The sequence below is a fragment of the Rhodanobacter sp. UC4437_H4 genome, from assembly GCF_052978425.1.
This window is the reverse complement of sequence record NZ_CM129673.1, coordinates 2,561,347-2,582,754: the sequence shown is the minus strand read 5'-3', so window position 1 is coordinate 2,582,754 and position 21,408 is coordinate 2,561,347. Positions and strand designations below refer to the sequence as shown.

The following is a 21,408-nucleotide window of genomic DNA, read 5'->3' as shown; positions in this document are numbered from 1 at the left end:
TGCGCCAGCTCCACGTTTCTGAAGAGGCGGCCCTGACGGCCGGCTCTTCCGCGAAAGATCCCTCGAGGTGTTGAAGAGTCCGCCATGGATGGCGGGGTGTTGACTCTTCTTTCCGTGAGAGGGATCTCACGTGAGATAAATCGTAAACGAGTGACAAGCGTCGAGGTGAAATTCAACCGTTTCGAGACAGTGCTCGAGGCGGCTCCTTTGAAGAGTCCGGCCAGGGATGGCCGGTGGCTCCGCAGAGGGACCTGCGTCAAACAAAGCCACTTGGGGTTATATGGTCAAGCCGCACGGCTCATTAGTACAGGTAAGCTCAACGCATTGCTGCGCTTCCACATCCTGCCTATCAACCACCTGGTCTTGATGGTGCCTTCAGGAGAGTCAAGCTCTCGGGAGATCTCATCTTGGGGCGTGCTTCCCGCTTAGATGCTTTCAGCGGTTATCACTTCCGTTCATAGCTACCGGGCAATGCCATTGGCATGACAACCCGAACACCAGCGGAACGTCCACTCCGGTCCTCTCGTACTAGGAGCAGCCCCCCTCAAATCTCCAACGCCCACGACAGATAGGGACCGAACTGTCTCACGACGTTCTGAACCCAGCTCGCGTACCACTTTAAATGGCGAACAGCCATACCCTTGGGACCGGCTACAGCCCCAGGATGTGATGAGCCGACATCGAGGTGCCAAACACCGCCGTCGATATGAACTCTTGGGCGGTATCAGCCTGTTATCCCCGGAGTACCTTTTATCCGTTGAGCGATGGCCCTTCCATACAGAACCACCGGATCACTAAGACCTACTTTCGTACCTGCTTGATCCGTCGATCTCGCAGTCAAGCACGCTTATGCCTTTGCACACAGTGCGCGATGTCCGACCGCGCTGAGCGTACCTTCGTGCTCCTCCGTTACTCTTTGGGAGGAGACCGCCCCAGTCAAACTACCCACCATACACGGTCCCTGATCCGGATTACGGATCGAGGTTAGAACGTCAAGCACTTCAGGGTGGTATTTCAAGGATGGCTCCACCAGAACTGGCGTCCTGGTTTCAAAGCCTCCCACCTATCCTACACAGAAGAACTCAACGTTCAGTGTAAAGCTATAGTAAAGGTTCACGGGGTCTTTCCGTCTTGCCGCGGGAACGCTGCATCTTCACAGCGAATTCAATTTCACTGAGTCTCGGGTGGAGACAGCGCCGCTGTCGTTACGCCATTCGTGCAGGTCGGAACTTACCCGACAAGGAATTTCGCTACCTTAGGACCGTTATAGTTACGGCCGCCGTTTACTGGGGCTTCGATCAAGAGCTTCGCCTTGCGGCTGACCCCATCAATTAACCTTCCAGCACCGGGCAGGCGTCACACCCTATACGTCCACTTTCGTGTTTGCAGAGTGCTGTGTTTTTGATAAACAGTCGCAGCGGCCAGGTTACTGCGACCCTTCAATGCTCAGTCACGCACGTGACCACATCGAAGGGCGCACCTTCTCCCGAAGTTACGGTGCCATTTTGCCTAGTTCCTTCACCCGAGTTCTCTCAAGCGCCTTGGGATTCTCACCCTGCCTACCAGTGTCGGTTTACGGTACGGTTCTTCTATAGCTGAAGCTTAGTGGCTTTTCCTGGAAGCGTGGTATCAGTCGCTTTGCCCAATAGGGCTCGTCTCGGTGCTCGGCATAAAGGGTCCCGGATTTGCCTAAGACCCATGCCTACCGCCTTTCCCCGGGACAACCAACGCCCGGTAGACCTAACCTTCTCCGTCCCCACATCGCACTATAGAAAAGTGCAGGAATATTAACCTGCTTCCCATCGACTACGCATTTCTGCCTCGCCTTAGGGGCCGACTCACCCTGCGCCGATGAACGTTGCGCGAGGAAACCTTGGGCTTTCGGCGTGGGGGCTTTTCACCCCCATTATCGTTACTCATGTCAGCATTCGCACTTCCGATACCTCCAGCATGCTTTACAACACACCTTCACAGGCTTACGGAACGCTCCTCTACCGCGTACACACAAGTGTGCACACCCCGAGCTTCGGTGCATGGCTTAGCCCCGTTAAATCTTCCGCGCAGACCGACTCGACCAGTGAGCTATTACGCTTTCTTTAAAGGATGGCTGCTTCTAAGCCAACCTCCTGGCTGTCTATGCCTTTCCACATCGTTTTCCACTTAGCCATGACTTGGGGACCTTAGCTGCGGGTCTGGGTTGTTTCCCTTTTCACGACGGACGTTAGCACCCGCCGTGTGTCTCCCGGATAGTCTGTCCTGGTATTCGGAGTTTGCCATGGTTTGCTAAGTCGCGATGACCCGCTAGCCATAACAGTGCTCTACCCCCAGGAAGATTCGTCCGAGGCGCTACCTAAATAGCTTTCGAGGAGAACCAGCTATCTCCGAGTTTGTTTAGCCTTTCACTCCTATCCTCAGCTCATCCCCATCTATTGCAACAGATGTGGGTTCGGTCCTCCAGTGCGTGTTACCGCACCTTCAACCTGGCCAAGGATAGATCACTCGGTTTCGGGTCTACTGCCTGAGACTATGCGCCCTATTCAGACTCGATTTCTCTTCGCCTCCCCTATACGGTTAAGCTTGCCACAGACAGTAAGTCGCTGACCCATTATACAAAAGGTACGCAGTCACCCTTGCGGGCTTCCACTGCTTGTACGTATACGGTTTCAGGGTCTATTTCACTCCCCTCTCCGGGGTTCTTTTCGCCTTTCCCTCACGGTACTAGTTCGCTATCGGTCAGTCAGGAGTATTTAGCCTTGGAGGATGGTCCCCCCATGTTCAGACAAGGTTTCACGTGCCCCGCCTTACTCATTTTCATATCAAGTGCCCTTTCGTCGACTGGGCTATCACCATCTATGGCCGGCCTTTCCATGCCGTTTGACTAGAACACAAGATACTTTTGGGCTAGTCCGCGTTCGCTCGTCGCTACTGACGGAATCTCGGTTGATTTCTTTTCCTCCGGGTACTTAGATATTTCAGTTCCCCGGGTTCGCCTTGCATGACTATGTATTCATCATGCAATACCGCTTGCGCGGTGGGTTTCCCCATTCGGACATTGCCGGATCAAAGCTTGTTGCCAGCTCCCCGACACTTTTCGCAGGCTGCCACGTCCTTCATCGCCTCTGACTGCCAAGGCATCCACCGTATACGCTTAGTCGCTTGACCATATAACCCCAAGTCGCCTCGGGGCACGCCCCCTCCTCAGGGGCAGCCAAGTTACTTCGTTTTCGTGCCTTAACACTTGCCTCGGTTCGGTTTCGAACCAAGACGCTTGTCACTCGTTTACGTGTTTTCAAAGAACATCGTACCGGCCTCAATGCCGGACGATTTCAAAAATCTTTGGTGTGCTGATACTTCACGCGTCCGAGTCCTTGGTGGAGCCTATCGGGATCGAACCGATGACCCCCTGCTTGCAAAGCAGGTGCTCTCCCAGCTGAGCTAAGGCCCCAAGGAACCCTTGGAATGGTGGGTCTGGGTGGACTCGAACCACCGGCCTCACCCTTATCAGGGGTGCGCTCTAACCACCTGAGCTACAGACCCAGAGATCGAGCCCCAGAACCTACACCAGCCTCTGTCGAACTCTCGTCCGGAGCGGCTGTTGATGAAGAGTCCGGCCACGGATGGCCGGTCTTGATCTTCGCTCTTCGCGACAGGATGTCGCGTGAAGTACAGGTGTCTTGTGTGGACGTCTTGCAACTTTACGTTGCGACTGCCATTTCTTGAAAGGAGGTGATCCAGCCGCACCTTCCGATACGGCTACCTTGTTACGACTTCACCCCAGTCATGAACCACTCCGTGGGCGTCGTCCTCCTTGCGGTTAGACTAACGCCTTCTGGAGCAACCCACTCCCATGGTGTGACGGGCGGTGTGTACAAGGCCCGGGAACGTATTCACCGCGGCATAGCTGATCCGCGATTACTAGCGATTCCGACTTCACGGAGTCGAGTTGCAGACTCCGATCCGGACTGGGATCGGCTTTCTGGGATTGGCTCCACCTCGCGGTTTCGCAACCCTCTGTACCGACCATTGTAGTACGTGTGTAGCCCTGGCCGTAAGGGCCATGAGGACTTGACGTCATCCCCACCTTCCTCCGGTTTGTCACCGGCAGTCTCCTTAGAGTTCCCGACATTACTCGCTGGCAACTAAGGACAAGGGTTGCGCTCGTTGCGGGACTTAACCCAACATCTCACGACACGAGCTGACGACAGCCATGCAGCACCTGTGTTCCGATTCCCGAAGGCACTCCCGCATCTCTGCAGGATTCCGGACATGTCAAGGCCAGGTAAGGTTCTTCGCGTTGCATCGAATTAAACCACATACTCCACCGCTTGTGCGGGCCCCCGTCAATTCCTTTGAGTTTCAGTCTTGCGACCGTACTCCCCAGGCGGCGAACTTAACGCGTTAGCTTCGACACTGATCTCCGAGTTGAGACCAACATCCAGTTCGCATCGTTTAGGGCGTGGACTACCAGGGTATCTAATCCTGTTTGCTCCCCACGCTTTCGTGCTTCAGCGTCAGTGTTGTCCCAGATGGCCGCCTTCGCCACTGATGTTCCTCCCGATCTCTACGCATTTCACCGCTACACCGGGAATTCCACCATCCTCTGACACACTCTAGCTCGCCAGTATCCATTGCCATTCCCAGGTTGAGCCCGGGGATTTCACAACAGACTTAACGAACCGCCTACGCACCCTTTACGCCCAGTAATTCCGATTAACGCTTGCACCCTTCGTATTACCGCGGCTGCTGGCACGAAGTTAGCCGGTGCTTATTCCTCAGGTACCGTCAGCCCCATAGGGTATTAACCCGTGGTATTTCGTTCCTGATAAAAGTGCTTTACAACCCGAGGGCCTTCTTCACACACGCGGCATTGCTGGATCAGGCTTGCGCCCATTGTCCAATATTCCCCACTGCTGCCTCCCGTAGGAGTCTGGGCCGTGTCTCAGTCCCAGTGTGGCTGATCATCCTCTCAGACCAGCTAGCGATCGTCGCCTTGGTAGGCCTTTACCCTACCAACTAGCTAATCGCACATCGGTCCGTCCAACCGCGCGAGGCCCGAAGGTCCCCCGCTTTCTCCCGTAGGACGTATGCGGTATTAGTCCCGGTTTCCCGAGGTTATCCCCCACGTCTGGGTAGGTCCCGATGCATTACTCACCCGTCCGCCACTCGCCACCCAAGGAGCAAGCTCCTCTGTGCTGCCGTTCGACTTGCATGTGTTAGGCATGCCGCCAGCGTTCAATCTGAGCCAGGATCAAACTCTTCACTTAAGTTTTCGATGACCGAAGCCATCTATCTTTCCGAAGCGTATGTTCCCAACCAATCAAAACTCATTACTGACTTTTTACTTGGTGGGACGCTTGCATTGCTTGGACAGGTCACAACCCATCAACGCAAGACGTCCACACAATTCACCTGCGCACACTGTCAAAGATCTTCGCTGCCCGACCGCCTTTCGGTGATCGCCCCGTGACCTTTCGTCCCGGGTGAGCCGCCCATTCTACATCGCTTTCCGAGACCGTCAACACCTTCAGGGAAGTTCGTCGAGGTGTCGCATGTCGCGCCCCATGGCGTTGGGCCGACGTGGGCCGCGAATCATACGGCCTGCGCTTTTTTTGGCAAGTGTTTTCTGCGTCGGCCGCGAATTCGCGCCGCGAGAATGCGGCTGTCGGTTCAGGCGACGACCAGCCGCACCCGCGCGAAATTGCGCTTGCCGACCTGCAGGACGCCCTCGAAGCCGGCATGGAAAACGCGCTGTGCGTCTTCCGCGACGGCCGCGTCGATGCGAACGGCACGCTCCTTCAGCTTCCGGGTTGCCTCGGAGTTGCTGGTGGTCAGGCCGGCGGCGGTGAGCAGCGCGGCCAGGCGCAAGCCCTCGGCCGGCACGGCGATGTCGGTTTGCGGCAGCAGCGCGGTGTCGCCTTCGCCGCGCACGACGGCATGCCAGCCGGCGATCGCCTGTTCGGCGGCGGCAGGGGCGTGGAAACGTGCAGCCAGCTCGCGCGCCAAACGCAACTTGGCGTCACGCGGGTTGAGCTGGCCACCCTCGACATCGCGCTTCATGCGCGCCAGCTCGTCCAGCGACACCTCGAAGCTGAGCAGCTCGAACCAGCGCCACATCAACTCGTCGCCGATCTTCATCGTCTTGGTGACGATGTCGATGGCCGGTTCGTTGATGCCGATGTAGTTGCCAAGCGACTTGGACATCTTGTTGACGCCGTCCAGCCCCTCCAGCAGCGGCATGGTGAGCACGATCTGCGGCGGCTGGCCATAGTGTTCCTGCAGGCTGCGGCCCATCAGCAGGTTGAACTTCTGGTCGGTGCCGCCGAGCTCGATATCCGCCTTCAAGGCCACCGAGTCGTAACCCTGGGTCAGCGGGTACATGAACTCGTGGATGGCGATCGGCTGCTGCGCGGCATAGCGCTTGGTGAAATCGTCGCGCTCGAGCATGCGCGCCACGGTGTGCTGCGCGGCCAGCCGGATCATGTCGGCGGCCGACATCTTGTCGAACCATTCGGAGTTGAAGCGCAGCTCGGTCTTCTCGCGGTCCAGCACCTTGTAGACCTGCTCGGCGTAGGTCTCGGCATTGGCCAGCACATCCTCGCGCGTGAGCGGCTTGCGGGTGACGTTCTTGCCGGTCGGGTCGCCGATCATGCCGGTGAAGTCGCCGATCAGGAAGATGACCTGGTGACCCAGATCCTGGAACTGGCGCATCTTGTTAAGCAGCACCGTGTGACCCAGGTGCAGGTCCGGCGCGGTCGGATCGAAGCCGGCCTTGACCCGCAGTGGACGCCCCGATTTCAGGCGCTCGACCAGCTCCTCGCGCTTGATGATTTCGTCGGCGCCACGCGCAATCGTGGACAGGGCGTGCTCGTGCTCGCTCATGGATTTCTCGCTGGATGGGGCATGGAAAATGAACCGGGCGGCGCGAAACGGAGAGGCGTTAGCCATTCGCTGCGTGCGGCGAAAGTTAATTGTGCGTTAATCAGGAATGGATCGCAAACCATTGATGGCAAAGGCATTGACGCTCTCTGCACATCGCCGTTATGGTACGCCGAGTTTTTGCTTGAGCGGTACGGGGTGAACACGGCATGGCCGAAGAGAACATGGGCGCGCTGCAGGCGCGCAAGCAGGCCATATGCCGCAAGGCACAGCGTCTTCACTGTCGCTTCTACGAACGTTGCGCGCACTGGTCGTTCAACCGGTCGAGCGATGTCGAACCGATCCGCTGGCACCGCGAACACTGGATGCTTGCCGGCACAGCGCTGCTGATCACCTTGTTGTCCGGCTTCATCATGCCGTCGTGGGCCAACGCGATGCGTCCGGCGCCCGCACCCGTGGCGCACACGCTGTTGCCGCTGGCCCTGCCCAAGGCCGACCTGGTCCAGACGCCGGTGTCCACCGTCGATGACTGGCAGGTGGTGCGGGTGCAGCCGGGACAGACCCTTTCCGACATCTTCACCGCCCATGGCCTGGGCATGAGCGACCTGCAGAAGGTGATGGACACCGCGGGCAACCACAAGGAGGCCCTGCACAGCATCCGTCCGGGCGAGGAGTTCGATTTCCTGCTCGGCAGCGACGGCAGCCTGAAGGGCTTCCGTTTCGATCCGGATGCCGCCAACCGCGCCGTCATCCGCTTCGACGGCGCACAACCCACGCTGGCCTTGCAGCCGCGCGACATCGACCGACGCGAGCAGGTGGCGCACGGCGTGATTCGCAGCAGCCTGTATGCCGCCGGTGACCAGGCCGGGGTGAACGCGGCGATGATCGGCAAGCTGGCCGACCTGTTCAAATACGACATCGACTTCGTGCAGGACCTGCGCGTGGGCGACAGCTTCACCATGATCTACGACGACATCTACCGTGATGGCGTGCGCTACGGCCAGGGCGACATCGTGGCTGCCGAATTCGTCAACCAGGGCAAGCGCTACACCGCTTACCGATTCAAGAAGGCCGACGGCAACTACGGCTGGTTCAGCGAAGATGGACGTCCGATCCAGAAATCCTTCCTGCGCATCCCGGTCGATTTCACCCGGATCTCGTCCCAGTTTTCCTCCGCCCGCATGCACCCGATCCTCGGCCGCATGCGCGCGCACAAGGGCGTCGACTACGCGGCCCCCAGCGGCACGCCGATCCACGCCGCCGGCGACGGCGTGATCAAGTACCACGGCTGGGAACGTGGCTACGGCAACTTCGTGGTGATCCAGCACAACAAGACCATCAGCACTGCATACGGCCACATGTCGCGTTTCGTGAAGGGCCAGCACGTGGGCGAGCGGGTGCGCCAGGGCGAGGTGATCGGCTACGTCGGCATGACCGGACTGGCCACCGGCCCGCACCTGCACTACGAGTTCCGCGTCAACGGCGTGCAGCGCAACCCGCAGACGGTGACCCTGCCCAAGCCCGAACCGCTGCCCGCCGCCCAGCTGGCCCGCTTCGAGTCGCAGGTGGTCAAGCCGCAGCTGGCCCGGCTGACCGAACTGGACAACCGGATCAAGCTGGCCCGCGCCAACGCTCCCGCCAATCACGACAACTGAGCTGCCCTTGCGCGTGGCTGAAGACGACTCGGCGCTCTACATCGGGCTGATCTCCGGCACCAGCGCCGACAGCATCGATGCGGTGCTGGTGCGTTTTCGCGAAGGCAAGCCGCACACCCTTGCCTGCCATGCCCATCCGTGGCCGCATGCCTTGCGCGAACGCATGCTGGCAGTGGCGCAAGGCGAGGCCGCGCTCGACCTGGACGACTGGGGCCGGCTCGACGTTGAAATCGGGCAGCAGTTCGCCGAGGCCGCCTTGCACTTGCTCGATCGCGCCGGCACGACGGCCGCGGCGGTGCGCGCCATCGGTTCGCATGGACAAACCTTGCGCCACCGGCCCGGCGGCGAGCACCCCTTCACCTTGCAGCTGGGCGACCCCAGCGTGATCGCCGAGCGCTGCCGCATCGAGGTGGTCGCCGACTTCCGCCGCGCCGACGTCGCCGCCGGCGGCCAGGGCGCGCCGCTGCTGCCGGCGGTGCATGCCATGCTGCTGGGCGTGCCCGGGCTTACGCGCGCCGTGCTCAACCTCGGCGGCATCGCCAACCTCACTGTGCTCGCGGCCGACGGCGGTGTGCGCGGCTTCGACACCGGGCCGGCCAACGGCCTGCTCGACGCGTGGTGCCTGCGCCATCGGGGCGAACCGTTCGATCGCGGCGGAGCCTTTGCCGCCCGCGGCCGGGTCGTGCCCGAGCTGCTCGACGCCCTGCTGGCCGATCCGTACTTTGCGCTGCCGCCGCCCAAAAGCACCGGACGCGAATACTTTCATCTGGACTGGCTGGCCACCCGCGCGCCCCCGGCCATACTGGCACCCGCCGACGTGCAGGCGACGCTGCTGGAGCTGACCGTGCGCAGCGTCACCGCAGCCGTGATGCAGCATGCGCCGGAAGCGACGGAGGTGCTGGCCTGCGGCGGCGGCGTGCACAATGAGCGGCTGATGCAGCGCCTGGGCGAGACGTTGGCTCCACGCCAGCTGGACAGCACCGCCAGCTGCGGTGTCGACCCGGACTTTCTCGAAGCGACCGCATTTGCCTGGCTGGCGCGCCAACGCCTGCTGCAACTGCCCGGCAACCTGCCGGCCGTGACCGGCGCGCGCGGACCGCGGGTACTCGGGGCGGTCTATTCCGCGCCGGCACCCGGCACGTCGTAACGGATGCTCTCCGGCGCCAGCTGGGTCGGCCGCGTGCGGGCCAGCGCCAGCAACGCCTCCTGGAACGCGCCGCGCTCGGCGGCTTCCCAGTGACCATCGAGTACGGCCAGGGCGTGCGGATCGCGCAGGCTTTCGCTGTATCGGTGCGCCACCGACATGCCGAGGCCGACGCGCAGCGCGTCCAGCATCACGTCGTTGACCGGACACTGGCGCAGCTTGGCCAGCGCCGCGATGCGTTCGGCCAGCAGGCCATCGATGTGATGAACGATCATGTCCGGCACAAGCGTCACTCCCTGCAGCACCTGCCCCTGTGCCGGGGATGTTTGCACATCCGCGATGCACCGGTGCCGCGCCGTGGCGATTTCCGTGGCTGACTTGGCACTTGCGCTGTGACCCGCGCCACTGTGGGCCACTGCAGATCCGGACCCGCTCGCATGGAACGGCCACAATCTTTCAGGTCACCGCCCGCGCGCGCTCGAATCCGCGAAAACGTCGCCACAATCCGGCGAACAGCAGCATCGCCGGGATCACCGCCAGCACGGTGAGCACGAAGTAGGCGCCGTAGCCCGCCGTCATGGCGATGCCGCCGGCAAAGAAGCCGAGCAGCTTGCCCGGCAGGTTGACCAGCGAACTCAGCAAGGCGTACTGCGTCGCGGTGTGCTGCTGGTTGACCAGCGAGGACAGGAACGCCACCGTCGGCGGCCCCAGCATGCCCAGGGTGAGGTTCTCCACCGAGATCACCAGGGTCAGCATGGCCAGATTGCCCGGGTGCGCGATCAGCAGCAGGTACATGAGGTTGCTGCAGCCGCACAGCACGATGGTGACGCCCAGCGGCCGCCACGCGCCCCAGCGCGCCACCATGGCGCCGCCGACGAACACGCCGACGATGCCGATCCAGATGCCGTAGATCTTGGTGATCGTGCCGATCTCGGTCTTGGAGAAGCCCATGTCGCGGTAGAACGGGCTCATGATGCCGCCGATGGTGGCCTGTTCGGGCATCTTGAACAGCAGCAGGAACAGCAAGGTCACGCCGGCCAGTGCCCAGCCGTAGCGCCGGAAGAAGTCGGCGAACGGATCGATCACGCTCTCGCGCATCGCGTCGCGCCAGCGCGCGGCACGCACGCGCAGCACCGTCGGCTCGCGCGCCACCAGCGTGGTGACGATCGGCAGCAGCATCGCCAGCGCCATCATCAGGTAGACCACGCGCCAGGCGATGTGGTCGGCCAGGATCAGGGCCACCGCGCCGGCCACCAGCAGCCCGATGCGATAGCCCAGCGAATAGGTCGCCACCAGCGCGCCCTGGTCCTCGACCGGCGCGATCTCGATGCGATACGCATCGACGGCGATGTCCTGCGTGGCGCCGAAGAACGCCACCGCCAGCGTGGCCGCCACGAACGCCGCCAGATGCTGCGGCGTCAGCGCCGCCATCGCGAGCAGCCCGGCCACCACGCCCAACTGGGCGAACAGCAGCCAGCCTCGCCGCTGGCCCAGGCGCGCGAAGCCCGGGATGTGCCCGTGGTCGAGCAGCGGTGCCCAGAGGAACTTGAATGCGTAGGTCATGCCCGCGCTGGCGATCATCGTGATGTCGGCCAGCTCGATGCCGTTCTCCTTCAGCCAGTACGCCAGCGTGCCGGCCACCAGCAGGAACGGCAGGCCGGAGGAGAAGCCGAACAGGCACATCGTCCACGCCGCCGGCTGGGTGAACGCATGCCACACCGACGGCTTCGCCGGCCGTCGCGCCGTTGCTTCAGTCGACATAGTCGACCGTGTACGGCGCGTGGTCGGAAAAACGCTGGTCGCGGTAGATCGAGCACGCACGCAGGCGATCGCGCAGCGAAGGGGTGACCACCTGGTAGTCGATCCGCCACCCCACGTTGTTCGCCCGCGCCTGGCCCCGGTTCGACCACCAGGTGTATTCGACCGCGTCGGGCTTGAGTGCGCGGAAGCTGTCGACCCAGCCGCGCTGGTGGAACAGCAGGTCCAGCCACGCGCGTTCCTCCGGCAGGCAGCCGGAGTTCTTCTGGTTGGAGCTCCAGTTCTTGATGTCGTTCTTCGTGTGCACGATGTTCCAGTCGCCACAGATCACGTAGTCGCGACCGCTTTTCAGCCACGCGTCGAAGATCGGCGTGATCCATTCCATCGCCTTGAACTTGAACTGCTGGCGCTCGTCGCCGGACGAACCGGACGGAAAGTACAACGAGACCACGCTGAGGTTGCCGAAGCGGGCCTCGATGTAGCGGCCCTCGTTGTCGAATTCGTCCCAGCCGAGTTCGGTCAGCACCTGGTCGGGCTCGCGCCGGGCGTAGATCGCCACGCCGCTGTAGCCCTTCTTGCTGGTAGCGTCGCGGTAGAAGCAGTGATGGCCGTCGGGGCGGAACATCGCGTCCGTGAGCTGGTCTTCCTGGGCCTTGGTCTCCTGCAGGCAGACCACGTCCGCGTTCTGCGCGCGCAGCCACTCGAATACGCCCTTGCTGCCGGCCGAGCGGATGCCGTTGGCGTTGAGGCTGATGATGCGCATGGGTACTCCCGGTCGACAGATCGGGCGATCATAACAACCCCGGCCGGCGGCACCGGCGCGTGTACCATGCGCGCACCGCCGCCATGCCAGCGAGACCGACCGTGCACGACTACCAACGCGACTTCATCGAACTCACCCTGCGCCGGCAGGTGCTGCGCTTCGGCGAGTTCACGCTGAAGTCCGGCCGGCAGAGCCCGTACTTCTTCAACATGGGCCGGATCGATTCAGGCGCCGCGCTGGCGCGACTCGGCCGCGCGTACGCCGCCGCCCTGGTCGAGGCGGGGATCGAGGTCGACATGCTGTTCGGCCCGGCCTACAAGGGCATCGCGCTGGCCGCGGCCACCGCCATCGCGCTGGCCGAACAGCACGGGCGCGACCTGCCATGGGCCTACAACCGCAAGGAGGCCAAGGATCACGGCGAGGGCGGCAGCCTGGTCGGCGCGCCGCTGGCCGGGCGCGTGCTGATCGTCGACGACGTGATGACCGCCGGCACCGCGGTGCGCGAGTCGCTGGCGCTGATCCGCGCCCACGGCGCCACGCCGGCCGGCGTGCTCATTGCGCTGGATCGCCAGGAGCGCGGCCAGGGCGAACGCTCCGCCGCGCAGGAAGTCGCCGCCGAGCACGGCATCCCGGTCATCGCCATCACCTGCCTGGACGACGTGCTGGAGTATGCCGGCGCGCAGCCGCAACTGGCTGCCGAACACGCGCGATTGCTGGACTACCGCGCCCGGTACGGCGTACCCCGCTGACCGGCGCGGCATGCGCCACCGGTTCATGCACCGGCCAATAGACTCCGGCCAACCCCATCACAGCAGCGCCGCGGGCAACCGGCCAGCATGGCGGAGCCAGCTATACTCGGGCCAACAGGAGAACCCATGCGCAAATCACTGCTCATTCTGGCTGCCGTAGCGATGGGCGCGAGCCTTGCCGCGTTCGCCCAGAACGCTGGCAGCGTGCGCTACAAGTGGTATGACAACCAGGGCCTGGTGCATTACAGCGACAGCCTCACCGCCGACGCGATGAAGTACGGCTACGACCTGGTCAACGATCGCGGCATGGTGGTGCGCCACGTGTCGCGCCAGCTCAACCCCGAGGAGCGCGCCGCGGCGGCCAAGCTGGCCGAGGCCGAGGCGGCCAGACAGCGCGCGGCGCAGGAAGTGGCCACCGCCGAGGCGCAGATGCTCAACGCCTACCCGGACGAGGAGTCGTACAAGATCTCGCTGCAGCAGACGCTGGACACGGTCGACCAGCAGATCCGCACCACCCGGATCAACCTGCGCAGCCAGGAGAAGGCGCTGACCGACCTGCTGGCCCGCGCCGCGGAGATCGAGAACGCCAAGAAGCCGGTGCCGAAATTCCTCACCGACAGCGTCGCCGCGCAGCGCAACGTCGTCACCGGCCTGCGCGCCACCTTGCAGCGCCAGCAGACCCTGCGCACGCAGACGGTGCAGGAGCAGGTCAAGCAGCTGGCCCGCTACCGCGAGCTGAAAGCCGAGCAGGACAAGGCTTCGCAGTAGCCTGGCTCGGGCCGACGCGGTCCGCGTCCCGGCCCGCCATCCTCAGAACGGCAGTTTCAGGGCAGGATCGACCGCCAGCATCTGCCGGCGGAACACCTGCTGGATGCGCTTGAGCGCCGCCTCGGTGTCGGCCTCGAAACGCAGCACCAGCACCGGCGTGGTGTTGGACGCGCGCACCAGTCCCCAGCCGTCCGGCCAGTCCACGCGCAGACCGTCGATACCGATCACCGAGGCGTCCTCGAAGCTGGCGCGCTCGCGCAGCCGGTCCATGAAGCGGTAATGCTCGCCTTCGGCCAGCGCGACCTTCAGCTCGGGAGTGGAGATGCTCTTGGGCAGGGTGGCGAAGATCTCCTCCGGGCTGCGCCCGTGGAGGTCGCCGGCGAGGATCTCCAGCAGCCGAGCGGCGGCATAGATGCCGTCGTCGAAACCGTACCAGCGCTCCTTGAAGAAGAAGTGCCCGCTCATCTCGCCGGCCAGCTCGGCGCCGGTCTCGCGCATCTTGGCCTTGATCAGCGAATGCCCGGTGCGCCACATCAACGGACTGCCGCCGGCGTCCAGGATCTGCGCCTTCAGGTGGCTGGTGCACTTGACGTCGTAGATCACCGTGCCGCCGGGCTGGCGCGACAGCACGTCGCGCGCGAACAGCATCAGCAGGCGATCCGGATAGATGATCTCGCCGGCGCGGGAGACCACGCCCAGGCGATCGCCGTCGCCGTCGAAGGCGAGGCCGAGGTCCGCTCCGGTCTGGCGCACGGCGTGGATCAGGTCCTGCAGGTTGGCCGGATCGGACGGATCGGGATGGTGGTTCGGGAAGCTGCCGTCGACATCGCAGTACAGCGGGACCACCTCGCAGCCGACGCCTTCGAGCACCTGCGGCGCGATCGCGCCGGGAATGCCGTTGCCGCAATCGACCACCACCTTCAGCGGGCGCTCGGCGAGCACGTCGGAGACGATTTTCTCGATGTAGTCCGGGGCCACGTCGACCTGGCGCAGGCCGCCGTGACCATCCTGGCTCAACGCGCCGCTGGCGATGCGCTGGTACAGGTCCTGGATCGCGCCCTCGGCCAGCGTCTCGCCGCCGATCACGATCTTGAAGCCGTTGTAGTCCGGCGGATTGTGGCTGCCGGTGACCGCCACGCCGCAGCCGGTGTTGAACCGGTACGCGGCGAAATACACCACCGGCGTGGGCACCGCGCCCAGGTCGATCACGTCGACGTCGGCCTCGCGCAGGCCGTCGGCCAGCGCGCCGGCCAGTTCGGGACCGGAAACCCGGCCATCGCGGCCGACCACGATCTCGCGCAGGCCGCGCTCGACCATCACCGCGCCGATCGCCCGGCCCAGCAGCCTGGCCACGTTGCGGTCCAGTGTCTTGCCGACCACGCCGCGCACGTCGTAGGCGCGGAAGATGCTCGGGTCCACCGGCACCGTGGCGGGTTCGGCCGGCGCGGCCGCGGGACGCGCAGTGGCCGGAGCGGGGGTCGACGGCGCGCGCGCGCGCGGGCGCGGCAGCGCGACCTCGGCCACCAGCGGCTCCTCTTCGGCCGGCGGCGCCGACGAAGCCTGGCGACGCCCGCGCAGCCACAGCAGATAGCCGGCTCCGCCCAGCCCCAACAGGCTCAGCAGCGCGCTCAACCACCACGAATGCGGCAGCACGATGAACGCATCGGGCAGCCCGGCGCCCACGCGGAACGCGGTGCCGGGCACGGCCACGCTGTTGTCGCCGGTCTGCGCCGAGGCACTGCCGTTGGAGAACAACTGCACGCTGCCCGGCTCGTCTCCCTGGCGCAGATCGAGCCGGCCGCCGGCCGGCGGGATTGCGTCGAAAGCCCGCTGGACCCCGGCAAACGGCAGTTCCACCCACACCCACGCCTGGGTCTGATCGGGCGCACCCAGCGGCACGACCATGCTCAGCCGGCGGTCGCCGTTGCCGTAGTAGACGCTCTGCACCGGCGGCGCGCCCTCCGCCGTCTGCGCGGCCATCAGCTGCGCCGCCTTGGCATAGCCGAACTCGCGGTAGTTGGCGCGCAGCACTTCCTTGAGGTCGCCGCTGTAGATGTCCAGCTGCTGCGCCTGCGGCAGGCGCAGGCGCAAGGTGGCGATCGACTGCGCCGGGTCGTTCAGCACCGTCGCCGGGTCGACCAGCGCCAGCGCCTTCTCCACCGCACCGCGCTGGCGTGCGACCTCGTCGGCAACCGCCTTGACCGCCTGCGCCTGAGCGGCATGGACCCGTTCGTCGGCATGATGCTCGTCGGCGATCAGCCAGGTCTGCCAGGCACAGAACAGGCCCAGCAGCAGCAGCAAGGTGCCGCCGGCCAGCGGCAGCACGGCCGACCAGTCGACCTCAGGCCGGGCCAGCCGCCGCTTCGCGATTTTTGGTGCCATGCTCTGCCCCCACGGCTGAAACTGCGCGGTGGCGCGACCGCTCCGGGTCGCGCCGAGTTTCCGTGCCCATGCTATCGGATACCGGTGGAGCCGAAGCCTCCGGCGCCGCGTTCGCTGGGCGTGAATTCATTGACGATCTGCAGCCGCGCCTGCGCCACCGGCAGCAGCAGCAACTGCGCGATGCGGTCGCCGACCGCGATGGTGTACGGAGCGTCGCCGCGGTTCCAGCACGAAATCATCAGCGGGCCCTGGTAGTCGGCGTCGATCACGCCGACCAGGTTGCCCATCACCAGGCCGTGCTTGTGGCCCAACCCGGAGCGCGGAACGATCAAGGCGCACCATTGCGGATCGCCGATGTGGATGGCGATGCCGCTGGGCACCAGCGCACTTGCGCCGGGTGCCAGGGTCAGCGGCTGCTCCAGTGCCGCACGCAGGTCCATGCCGGCGCTGCCAGGGGTGGCGGCATGCGGCAGCGGAATGCTGTCGCCCAGGCGCGGGTCGAGGATCTTCAATTCGACGTCGAGCGTCATCCGCGCGTCGCCCGGTAGCGTTCGGCCACTTGCGCGATAAGCTGGCGCGCCAGTTCGCTCTTGGCGGCGCGCGGCAAGGCCAGCTCGCCATCGGCCCAGTACAGCGTCAAAGCGTTCTCGGCGACCTCGAAACCGAGTCCGTCGCCCACCTGGTTCGCCGCGATCATGTCCAGCCCCTTGCTGCGCAATTTGCCGCGCGCGTAACTGGCCACATCATGCGTCTCCGCGGCGAATCCGACCAGGAACGGGTGCCCGCTCTGCGCGGCCAGGCTGGCCAGGATGTCGGGGTTCTCTTCCAGCTGCAGCGAGAGCGGCGCGCCCGCGCTCTTTTTCAGCTTCAGCGCCGAGACGCTGGCCGGCCGATAATCGCCCACCGCCGACGCGCCGATGTAGATGTCCGCCGCGCGACTGGCCTCGAGCACGGCGGCCTGCATTTGCGCGGCGCTGCGCACGTCGATGCGCCGCGCCACCCCGACGGGCGTGGCCAGGCTCACCGGGCCGGCCACCAGGCTCACCGTGGCGCCCGCCTCCGCCGCGGCCGCGGCCACCGCGAAACCCATCCGGCCGGAGCTGCGGTTGCCGATGAAGCGCACCGGGTCGATGTCCTCGTAGGTCGGACCGGCGCTGACCACCACCTGCAACCCGGCCAGCGCGCCGTTGCCGAACGAGGCGGCCAGCGCGTCGCGCAATTCGTGCGGCTCCAGCATGCGGCCGGAGCCCATGTCGCCGCAGGCCTGCTCGCCGGCCGCCGGCCCCAGCACCTGCACGCCACGCTGGCGCAGCAGCACCAGGTTCGCCTGCACCGCCGGGTGCGCCCACATCTGCTGGTTCATCGCCGGCGCCAGGTACAGCGGTGCGGCGCTGGCCAGGCACAGCGTGCTGAGCAGGTCATCGGCATGGCCATGGGCGAGCCGGGCGATGGTGTCGGCGCTGGCCGGCGCCACCAGAATGCGCTCGGCCCAGCGCGCCAGCTCGATGTGACCCATCGCCGCCTCGGCGTGCGCATCCCACAGGCTGCTGCGCACCGGCTGGCCGGAGAGCGCCTGGAACGTGGCCGCGCCGACGAAATGCTCGGCCCCTGCGGTCATCACCACACGCACCTCGGCGCCCTGCTCGCGCAGGCGGCGGACCAGTTCGCAACTCTTGTAGGCGGCAATGCCGCCGGACACTCCCAGCAGGATGCGGCGTTGGGCGAGGCTCATGTAAGACGGGCCTGACAGTCGGGCAGACGCTTAGCTTACTAAGATTCGATCCTCGTCACTGCTGCTCCGCGACGGCCCCCTTCGCCAAGCTGGCACGCATGAGCATCCGCGACTGGCCCGAAGGCGAACGACCCCGCGAAAAACTGCTGGCCCGCGGGAGCGCCGCGCTGTCCGACGCGGAGCTGCTGGCCGTGCTGCTGGGCAGCGGCAGCCGCGGCAAGGACGCCATCGCGCTGGGCCGCGAACTGCTCGCCAACGCGGGCGGCGTGGCCGCCTTGCTGGGCCGGCCGGAGCAGCAGATCCGCGCCGGCGGGCTGGGTCCGGCCAAGCGCGCGCGGATCGCTGCGGCGCTGGAACTGGCCCGGCGCAGCCTGGCCGAGCAGCTGCAGGAGCGGCCCAGCCTGGGCAACCCGCGCGACAGCGGCGACTACCTGCGGGCCCGCCTGCGCCACCTGCCCTACGAAGTGTTCGGCTGCCTGTACCTGGACAACCGCCATCGCGTGCTGGCCTTCGAGGAGCTGTTCCGCGGCACCGTCGACGGCGCCAGCGTGCACCCGCGTGAAGTGGTGCGCGCCTGTCTGCATCACAACGCCTGCGCGGTGATCTTCGCCCACAACCACCCCTCCGGCGTGGCCGAACCCAGTGCCGCCGACCGCGCGATCACCCACGAACTGCGTGATGCCCTGCACCTGGTCGGCGTGCGCGTGCTCGACCACCTGGTGATCGGCCACGGCGAGCCGGTGTCGATGGCCGCCCGCGGCCTGCTCTGAACGCGGCCGTACCGGGCCGCCGCTGCGGCGCGCATCTCCCCACCTTCGCCCGACAAGCCGGCTCTGCCGCGCTGCGGCACACCGTGCGCCAACCTGTTCGCGCGCACAGAAGCGGCCGCCAAGTGGTCGAAACTTATGCACAAAATGCAACGACAACCGGTTGCCGTCGCAATCGCCAGTCTTGCGCAAAGTTGCTGCTTCAACATAATGATTTTTCTTGATAATTTCTTGCGACTTGACAAAGACCAGCCAGCCGCTGCCTCGGCGCGTTCCCCGCCGGCGAATTTCCCCACAGAGTTATCCACAGGACGCCTCGACGCGGTGCAACACGAGACCACCCCGCGTCCGGCACGGCCTTCGCCGCCGGCGTGCGCGCGCCGGTCTGTTAGAATTGCCGGTTCCATCACGAAACCGATCCCACCCGTGAAAGCACAGCTGCGCAACCTGGTGTTGCAGGCCATCCACGCCCTGCAGCACGACGCGACCCTGCCGGCCGAGCTGGCCATCCCCGACTTCGTGATCGAGCGCGCGCGCAGCCGCGAGCATGGCGATTTCGCCTGCAACGCGGCGATGCTGCTGGCCAAGCATGTCCTGAGCCCTGTCGAAGGGGCGGCGCGCGCCAAGCCACGCGAGCTGGCCGAAAAACTGGTCGCCGCACTGCCGGCCAACCCGCTGGTCGAAAAAGTCGAGATCGCCGGCCCCGGCTTCATCAACTTCTTCCTCGCCGCCGGCGCCTATCACGCCGAAGTGCGCCGGATCATGGCCGAGGGCAACGCCTACGGCCGCAATGCCAGCGGCGGCGGCAGGACCGTCGGCGTGGAATTCGTCTCGGCCAACCCGACCGGCCCGCTGCACGTGGGCCACGGCCGCGCCGCGGCGATCGGCGACTGCCTGAGCCGCCTGCTCGATGCCAGCGGCTGGAACGTCAAGCGCGAGTACTACTACAACGATGCCGGCGTGCAGATCGCCAACCTGGCCGTGTCGGTGCAGGCGCGCGCGCGCGGCATCACGCCCGAAGACAGCAGCTGGCCCGACAACGGCTACCGCGGCGACTACATCGCCGACGTGGCGCGCGCCTACCTCGATCGCGAATCGGTGGTGGCCGACGGCGAGACGGTCGTCGCGGCCGGCGACGTCGACGACCTCGACGCGATCCGCCGCTTCGCCGTGGCCAGCCTGCGCCGCGAGCAGGACCTGGACCTGCAGGCATTCGGCGTCGGCTTCGACACCTATTTCCTGGAGTCCTCGCTGTACAGCGACGGCAAGGTCGAGGAAACCGTACGCGAGCTGATCGCCCACGGTCACACCTACGAGGAAGGCGGCGCGCTGTGGCTGCGCACCACCGCGTTCGGTGACGACAAGGACCGCGTGATGCGCAAGTCCGACGGCACCTACACCTACTTCCTGCCCGACGTGGCCTACCACCTGAGCAAGTGGCAGCGCGGCTACCAGCGCGCGATCACCGAGCTGGGCTCGGACCACCACGGTTCGCTGGCGCGGGTGAAGGCCGGCCTGCAGGCGCTCGATTGCGGCATCCCCAAGGGCTGGCCGGAATACGTGCTGCACCAGATGGTCACCGTGATGAAGGGCGGCGAGGAGGTGAAGATCTCCAAGCGCGCCGGCAGCTACGTCACCTTGCGCGACCTGATCGACGAAGTCGGCAAGGACGCCACGCGCTACTTCCTGATCGCGCGCAAGAGCGATTCGCAGTTGGTGTTCGACGTCGACCTGGCCCGCTCGCAGTCCAACGACAACCCGGTCTACTACATCCAGTACGCGCATGCCCGCGTCTGCAGCGTGCTGCGCCAGGCGCCGGAGAAAGGCTTTGCCTTCGACCTCGCCGACGGCCTTGCGCACCTGGACCGGCTGGACAACGAGCACGAGCAGATCCTGCTCACCGAGCTGTCGAAATACCCCGAACAGGTCGAAGCGGCGACGGCCAACCTGGAGCCGCACCTGATCGCCGGCTGGCTGCGCGAACTGGCCAACGCGTTCCACACCTACTACAACTCGCACCAGTTCCTGGTCGAGGATGCGAGCCTGCGCAACGCGCGGCTGGCGCTGGTGGTCGCCACGCGCCAGGTACTGAAGAACGGACTGGATTTGCTGGGCCTCAGCGCCCCGGAGAAGATGTAATGGCAGCACGCAAGGGCAGGGGCCGGCAGGCCGTACGCAACGGCCGCAACGGATTCCCGGGCTGGGGTTACGCGGTGATCGGCGTCCTCGCCGGCGCGATCCTGATGGCGATCGTGATGCGCGGCAGCCTGTTCACCAACCTGCGCACGCCGACCGGACCGCAGGCCAACCCGCAGGCCACCGCCCAGCGCGGCAGCGAGCCGGGCGTGCTGGAACCGGCCCCCGGCGAAAGCACGCCGAAGAAGCCGCAGTACGACTTCTACTCGGTGCTGTCGGAGAAGGAAGTGCGCATCCCCGACGCCGAGATCAGCGCGCAGGCCAAGGCCGAGCAGCAGGCCGCCACGCCGGCACCGGCGACGACGCCCGCCAGCACACCCGGCGTGGCCGTGCAGAACGTCACCGCCGCGCCGGCCGAGGCGGTGGAGCCGGCCAGCGGCGGCAACGGCTACCTGCTGCAGGTGGGCGCGTTCCCCGACCCCGCCACCGCCGAGGCACAAAAGGCCAAGCTGGCCCTGCAGGGCTTCGTCGCCAACGTGCAGACGGTGAATGTCGGCGGGCAGACCTACCACCGCGTACGGCTGGGGCCGTTCCGCTCGGCCACCGAGCTGGAATCGACCAAGCAGAAACTCGCCGCCGCCGGCATCCCGGCGATCGCCCTGAAAGAAGGCAAGTAAT

15 protein-coding genes, 2 tRNA genes and 2 rRNA genes are annotated in these 21,408 nt (G+C 65.2%); 8 read left to right on the top strand and 11 right to left on the bottom strand.

The window, feature by feature from the left end; translation table 11 throughout:
- Positions 1-280 precede the first annotated feature (280 nt).
- The 4 genes from ACVCL3_RS11755 to ACVCL3_RS11740 all read right to left on the bottom strand — a co-directional run bounded on the left by ACVCL3_RS11755 (position 281) and on the right by ACVCL3_RS11740 (position 5,264).
- Positions 281-3,162: ribosomal RNA gene (locus ACVCL3_RS11755) — 23S ribosomal RNA — on the bottom strand.
- 207 nt (positions 3,163-3,369) lie between these two features.
- Positions 3,370-3,445, bottom strand: a tRNA-Ala gene (locus ACVCL3_RS11750).
- Positions 3,446-3,460: 15 nt separating this feature from the next.
- Positions 3,461-3,537, bottom strand: a tRNA-Ile gene (locus ACVCL3_RS11745).
- Between the two features lie 182 nt (positions 3,538-3,719).
- Positions 3,720-5,264, bottom strand: a 16S ribosomal RNA gene (locus tag ACVCL3_RS11740).
- The 16S and 23S rRNA genes sit together here with 2 tRNA genes alongside, the layout of an rRNA operon.
- 8 nt (positions 5,265-5,272) lie before the next feature.
- On the opposite strand from ACVCL3_RS11740, the gene ACVCL3_RS11735 reads away from it, so the two are divergent.
- Entirely contained in the window at positions 5,273-5,467 is a 195-nt protein-coding gene (locus ACVCL3_RS11735) for a hypothetical protein (protein WP_395120256.1), read from the top strand.
- A 200-nt stretch (positions 5,468-5,667) separates the two neighbouring features.
- On the opposite strand, the gene tyrS is transcribed toward ACVCL3_RS11735, so the two are convergent.
- Positions 5,668-6,879 (bottom strand): tyrosine--tRNA ligase, encoded by a 1,212-nt coding sequence (tyrS, locus tag ACVCL3_RS11730; RefSeq protein ID WP_395120648.1) that lies wholly within the window; start codon positions 6,877-6,879, stop codon positions 5,668-5,670.
- A gap of 206 nt (positions 6,880-7,085) precedes the next feature.
- On the opposite strand from tyrS, the gene ACVCL3_RS11725 reads away from it, so the two are divergent.
- A complete protein-coding gene (locus tag ACVCL3_RS11725; RefSeq protein ID WP_447097774.1) occupies positions 7,086-8,531 on the top strand; it encodes an OapA family protein in 1,446 nt (481 codons plus the stop codon).
- Between the two features lie 13 nt (positions 8,532-8,544).
- A complete protein-coding gene (locus ACVCL3_RS11720; RefSeq protein ID WP_447101523.1) occupies positions 8,545-9,678 on the top strand; it encodes an anhydro-N-acetylmuramic acid kinase in 1,134 nt (377 codons plus the stop codon).
- Here the strand turns inward: ACVCL3_RS11720 and ACVCL3_RS11715 are convergent.
- The 3 genes from ACVCL3_RS11715 to ACVCL3_RS11705 form a co-directional block, all read right to left on the bottom strand.
- Positions 9,648-9,950: a hypothetical protein gene (locus tag ACVCL3_RS11715; RefSeq protein WP_395120650.1), complete on the bottom strand. Its 303-nt coding sequence runs from the start codon at positions 9,948-9,950 to the stop codon at positions 9,648-9,650. The genes ACVCL3_RS11720 and ACVCL3_RS11715 overlap by 31 nt on opposite strands.
- Before the next feature lie 181 nt (positions 9,951-10,131).
- On the bottom strand, positions 10,132-11,436 hold the full coding sequence (locus ACVCL3_RS11710) for an AmpG family muropeptide MFS transporter (protein ID WP_447097772.1): 1,305 nt from the start codon (positions 11,434-11,436) through the stop codon (positions 10,132-10,134).
- Positions 11,426-12,196: an exodeoxyribonuclease III gene (locus ACVCL3_RS11705; protein ID WP_395120652.1), complete on the bottom strand. Its 771-nt coding sequence runs from the start codon at positions 12,194-12,196 to the stop codon at positions 11,426-11,428. Before ACVCL3_RS11705 ends, ACVCL3_RS11710 begins: the two co-directional genes overlap by 11 nt.
- 101 nt (positions 12,197-12,297) lie before the next feature.
- Between ACVCL3_RS11705 and pyrE the strand changes: the two genes are divergently transcribed.
- Together pyrE and ACVCL3_RS11695 are read left to right on the top strand one after the other, a co-directional pair.
- Positions 12,298-12,945: an orotate phosphoribosyltransferase gene (pyrE, locus tag ACVCL3_RS11700; protein WP_395120653.1), complete on the top strand. Its 648-nt coding sequence runs from the start codon at positions 12,298-12,300 to the stop codon at positions 12,943-12,945.
- A 126-nt stretch (positions 12,946-13,071) separates the two neighbouring features.
- Positions 13,072-13,713: a DUF4124 domain-containing protein gene (locus tag ACVCL3_RS11695; RefSeq protein WP_447097770.1), complete on the top strand. Its 642-nt coding sequence runs from the start codon at positions 13,072-13,074 to the stop codon at positions 13,711-13,713.
- 42 nt (positions 13,714-13,755) lie between these two features.
- Here ACVCL3_RS11695 and ACVCL3_RS11690 read toward each other — a convergent pair whose 3' ends face one another.
- From ACVCL3_RS11690 to coaBC, 3 genes are all read right to left on the bottom strand, one after another.
- Positions 13,756-16,095, bottom strand: a complete 2,340-nt coding sequence (locus ACVCL3_RS11690; protein WP_447101381.1) for a phosphomannomutase/phosphoglucomutase — start codon at positions 16,093-16,095, stop codon at positions 13,756-13,758.
- 71 nt (positions 16,096-16,166) lie between these two features.
- Positions 16,167-16,625 (bottom strand): dUTP diphosphatase, encoded by a 459-nt coding sequence (dut, locus tag ACVCL3_RS11685; RefSeq protein WP_447101380.1) that lies wholly within the window; start codon positions 16,623-16,625, stop codon positions 16,167-16,169.
- On the bottom strand, positions 16,622-17,827 hold the full coding sequence (coaBC, locus tag ACVCL3_RS11680; protein WP_447101379.1) for a bifunctional phosphopantothenoylcysteine decarboxylase/phosphopantothenate--cysteine ligase CoaBC: 1,206 nt from the start codon (positions 17,825-17,827) through the stop codon (positions 16,622-16,624). Before coaBC ends, dut begins: the two co-directional genes overlap by 4 nt.
- A 98-nt stretch (positions 17,828-17,925) precedes the next feature.
- On the opposite strand from coaBC, the gene radC reads away from it, so the two are divergent.
- The 3 genes from radC to ACVCL3_RS11665 all read left to right on the top strand — a co-directional run bounded on the left by radC (position 17,926) and on the right by ACVCL3_RS11665 (position 21,407).
- On the top strand, positions 17,926-18,597 hold the full coding sequence (gene radC, locus ACVCL3_RS11675) for a RadC family protein (protein ID WP_395120658.1): 672 nt from the start codon (positions 17,926-17,928) through the stop codon (positions 18,595-18,597).
- 423 nt (positions 18,598-19,020) lie between these two features.
- Positions 19,021-20,733 carry an arginine--tRNA ligase gene (gene argS, locus ACVCL3_RS11670; RefSeq protein ID WP_395120659.1) on the top strand — a complete coding sequence of 571 codons (1,713 nt, stop codon included), beginning with the start codon at positions 19,021-19,023 and terminating at the stop codon, positions 20,731-20,733.
- Positions 20,733-21,407, top strand: a complete 675-nt coding sequence (locus tag ACVCL3_RS11665; RefSeq protein ID WP_447101378.1) for an SPOR domain-containing protein — start codon at positions 20,733-20,735, stop codon at positions 21,405-21,407. The genes argS and ACVCL3_RS11665 overlap by 1 nt, the downstream gene beginning before the upstream one ends.
- Position 21,408 lies beyond the last annotated feature (1 nt).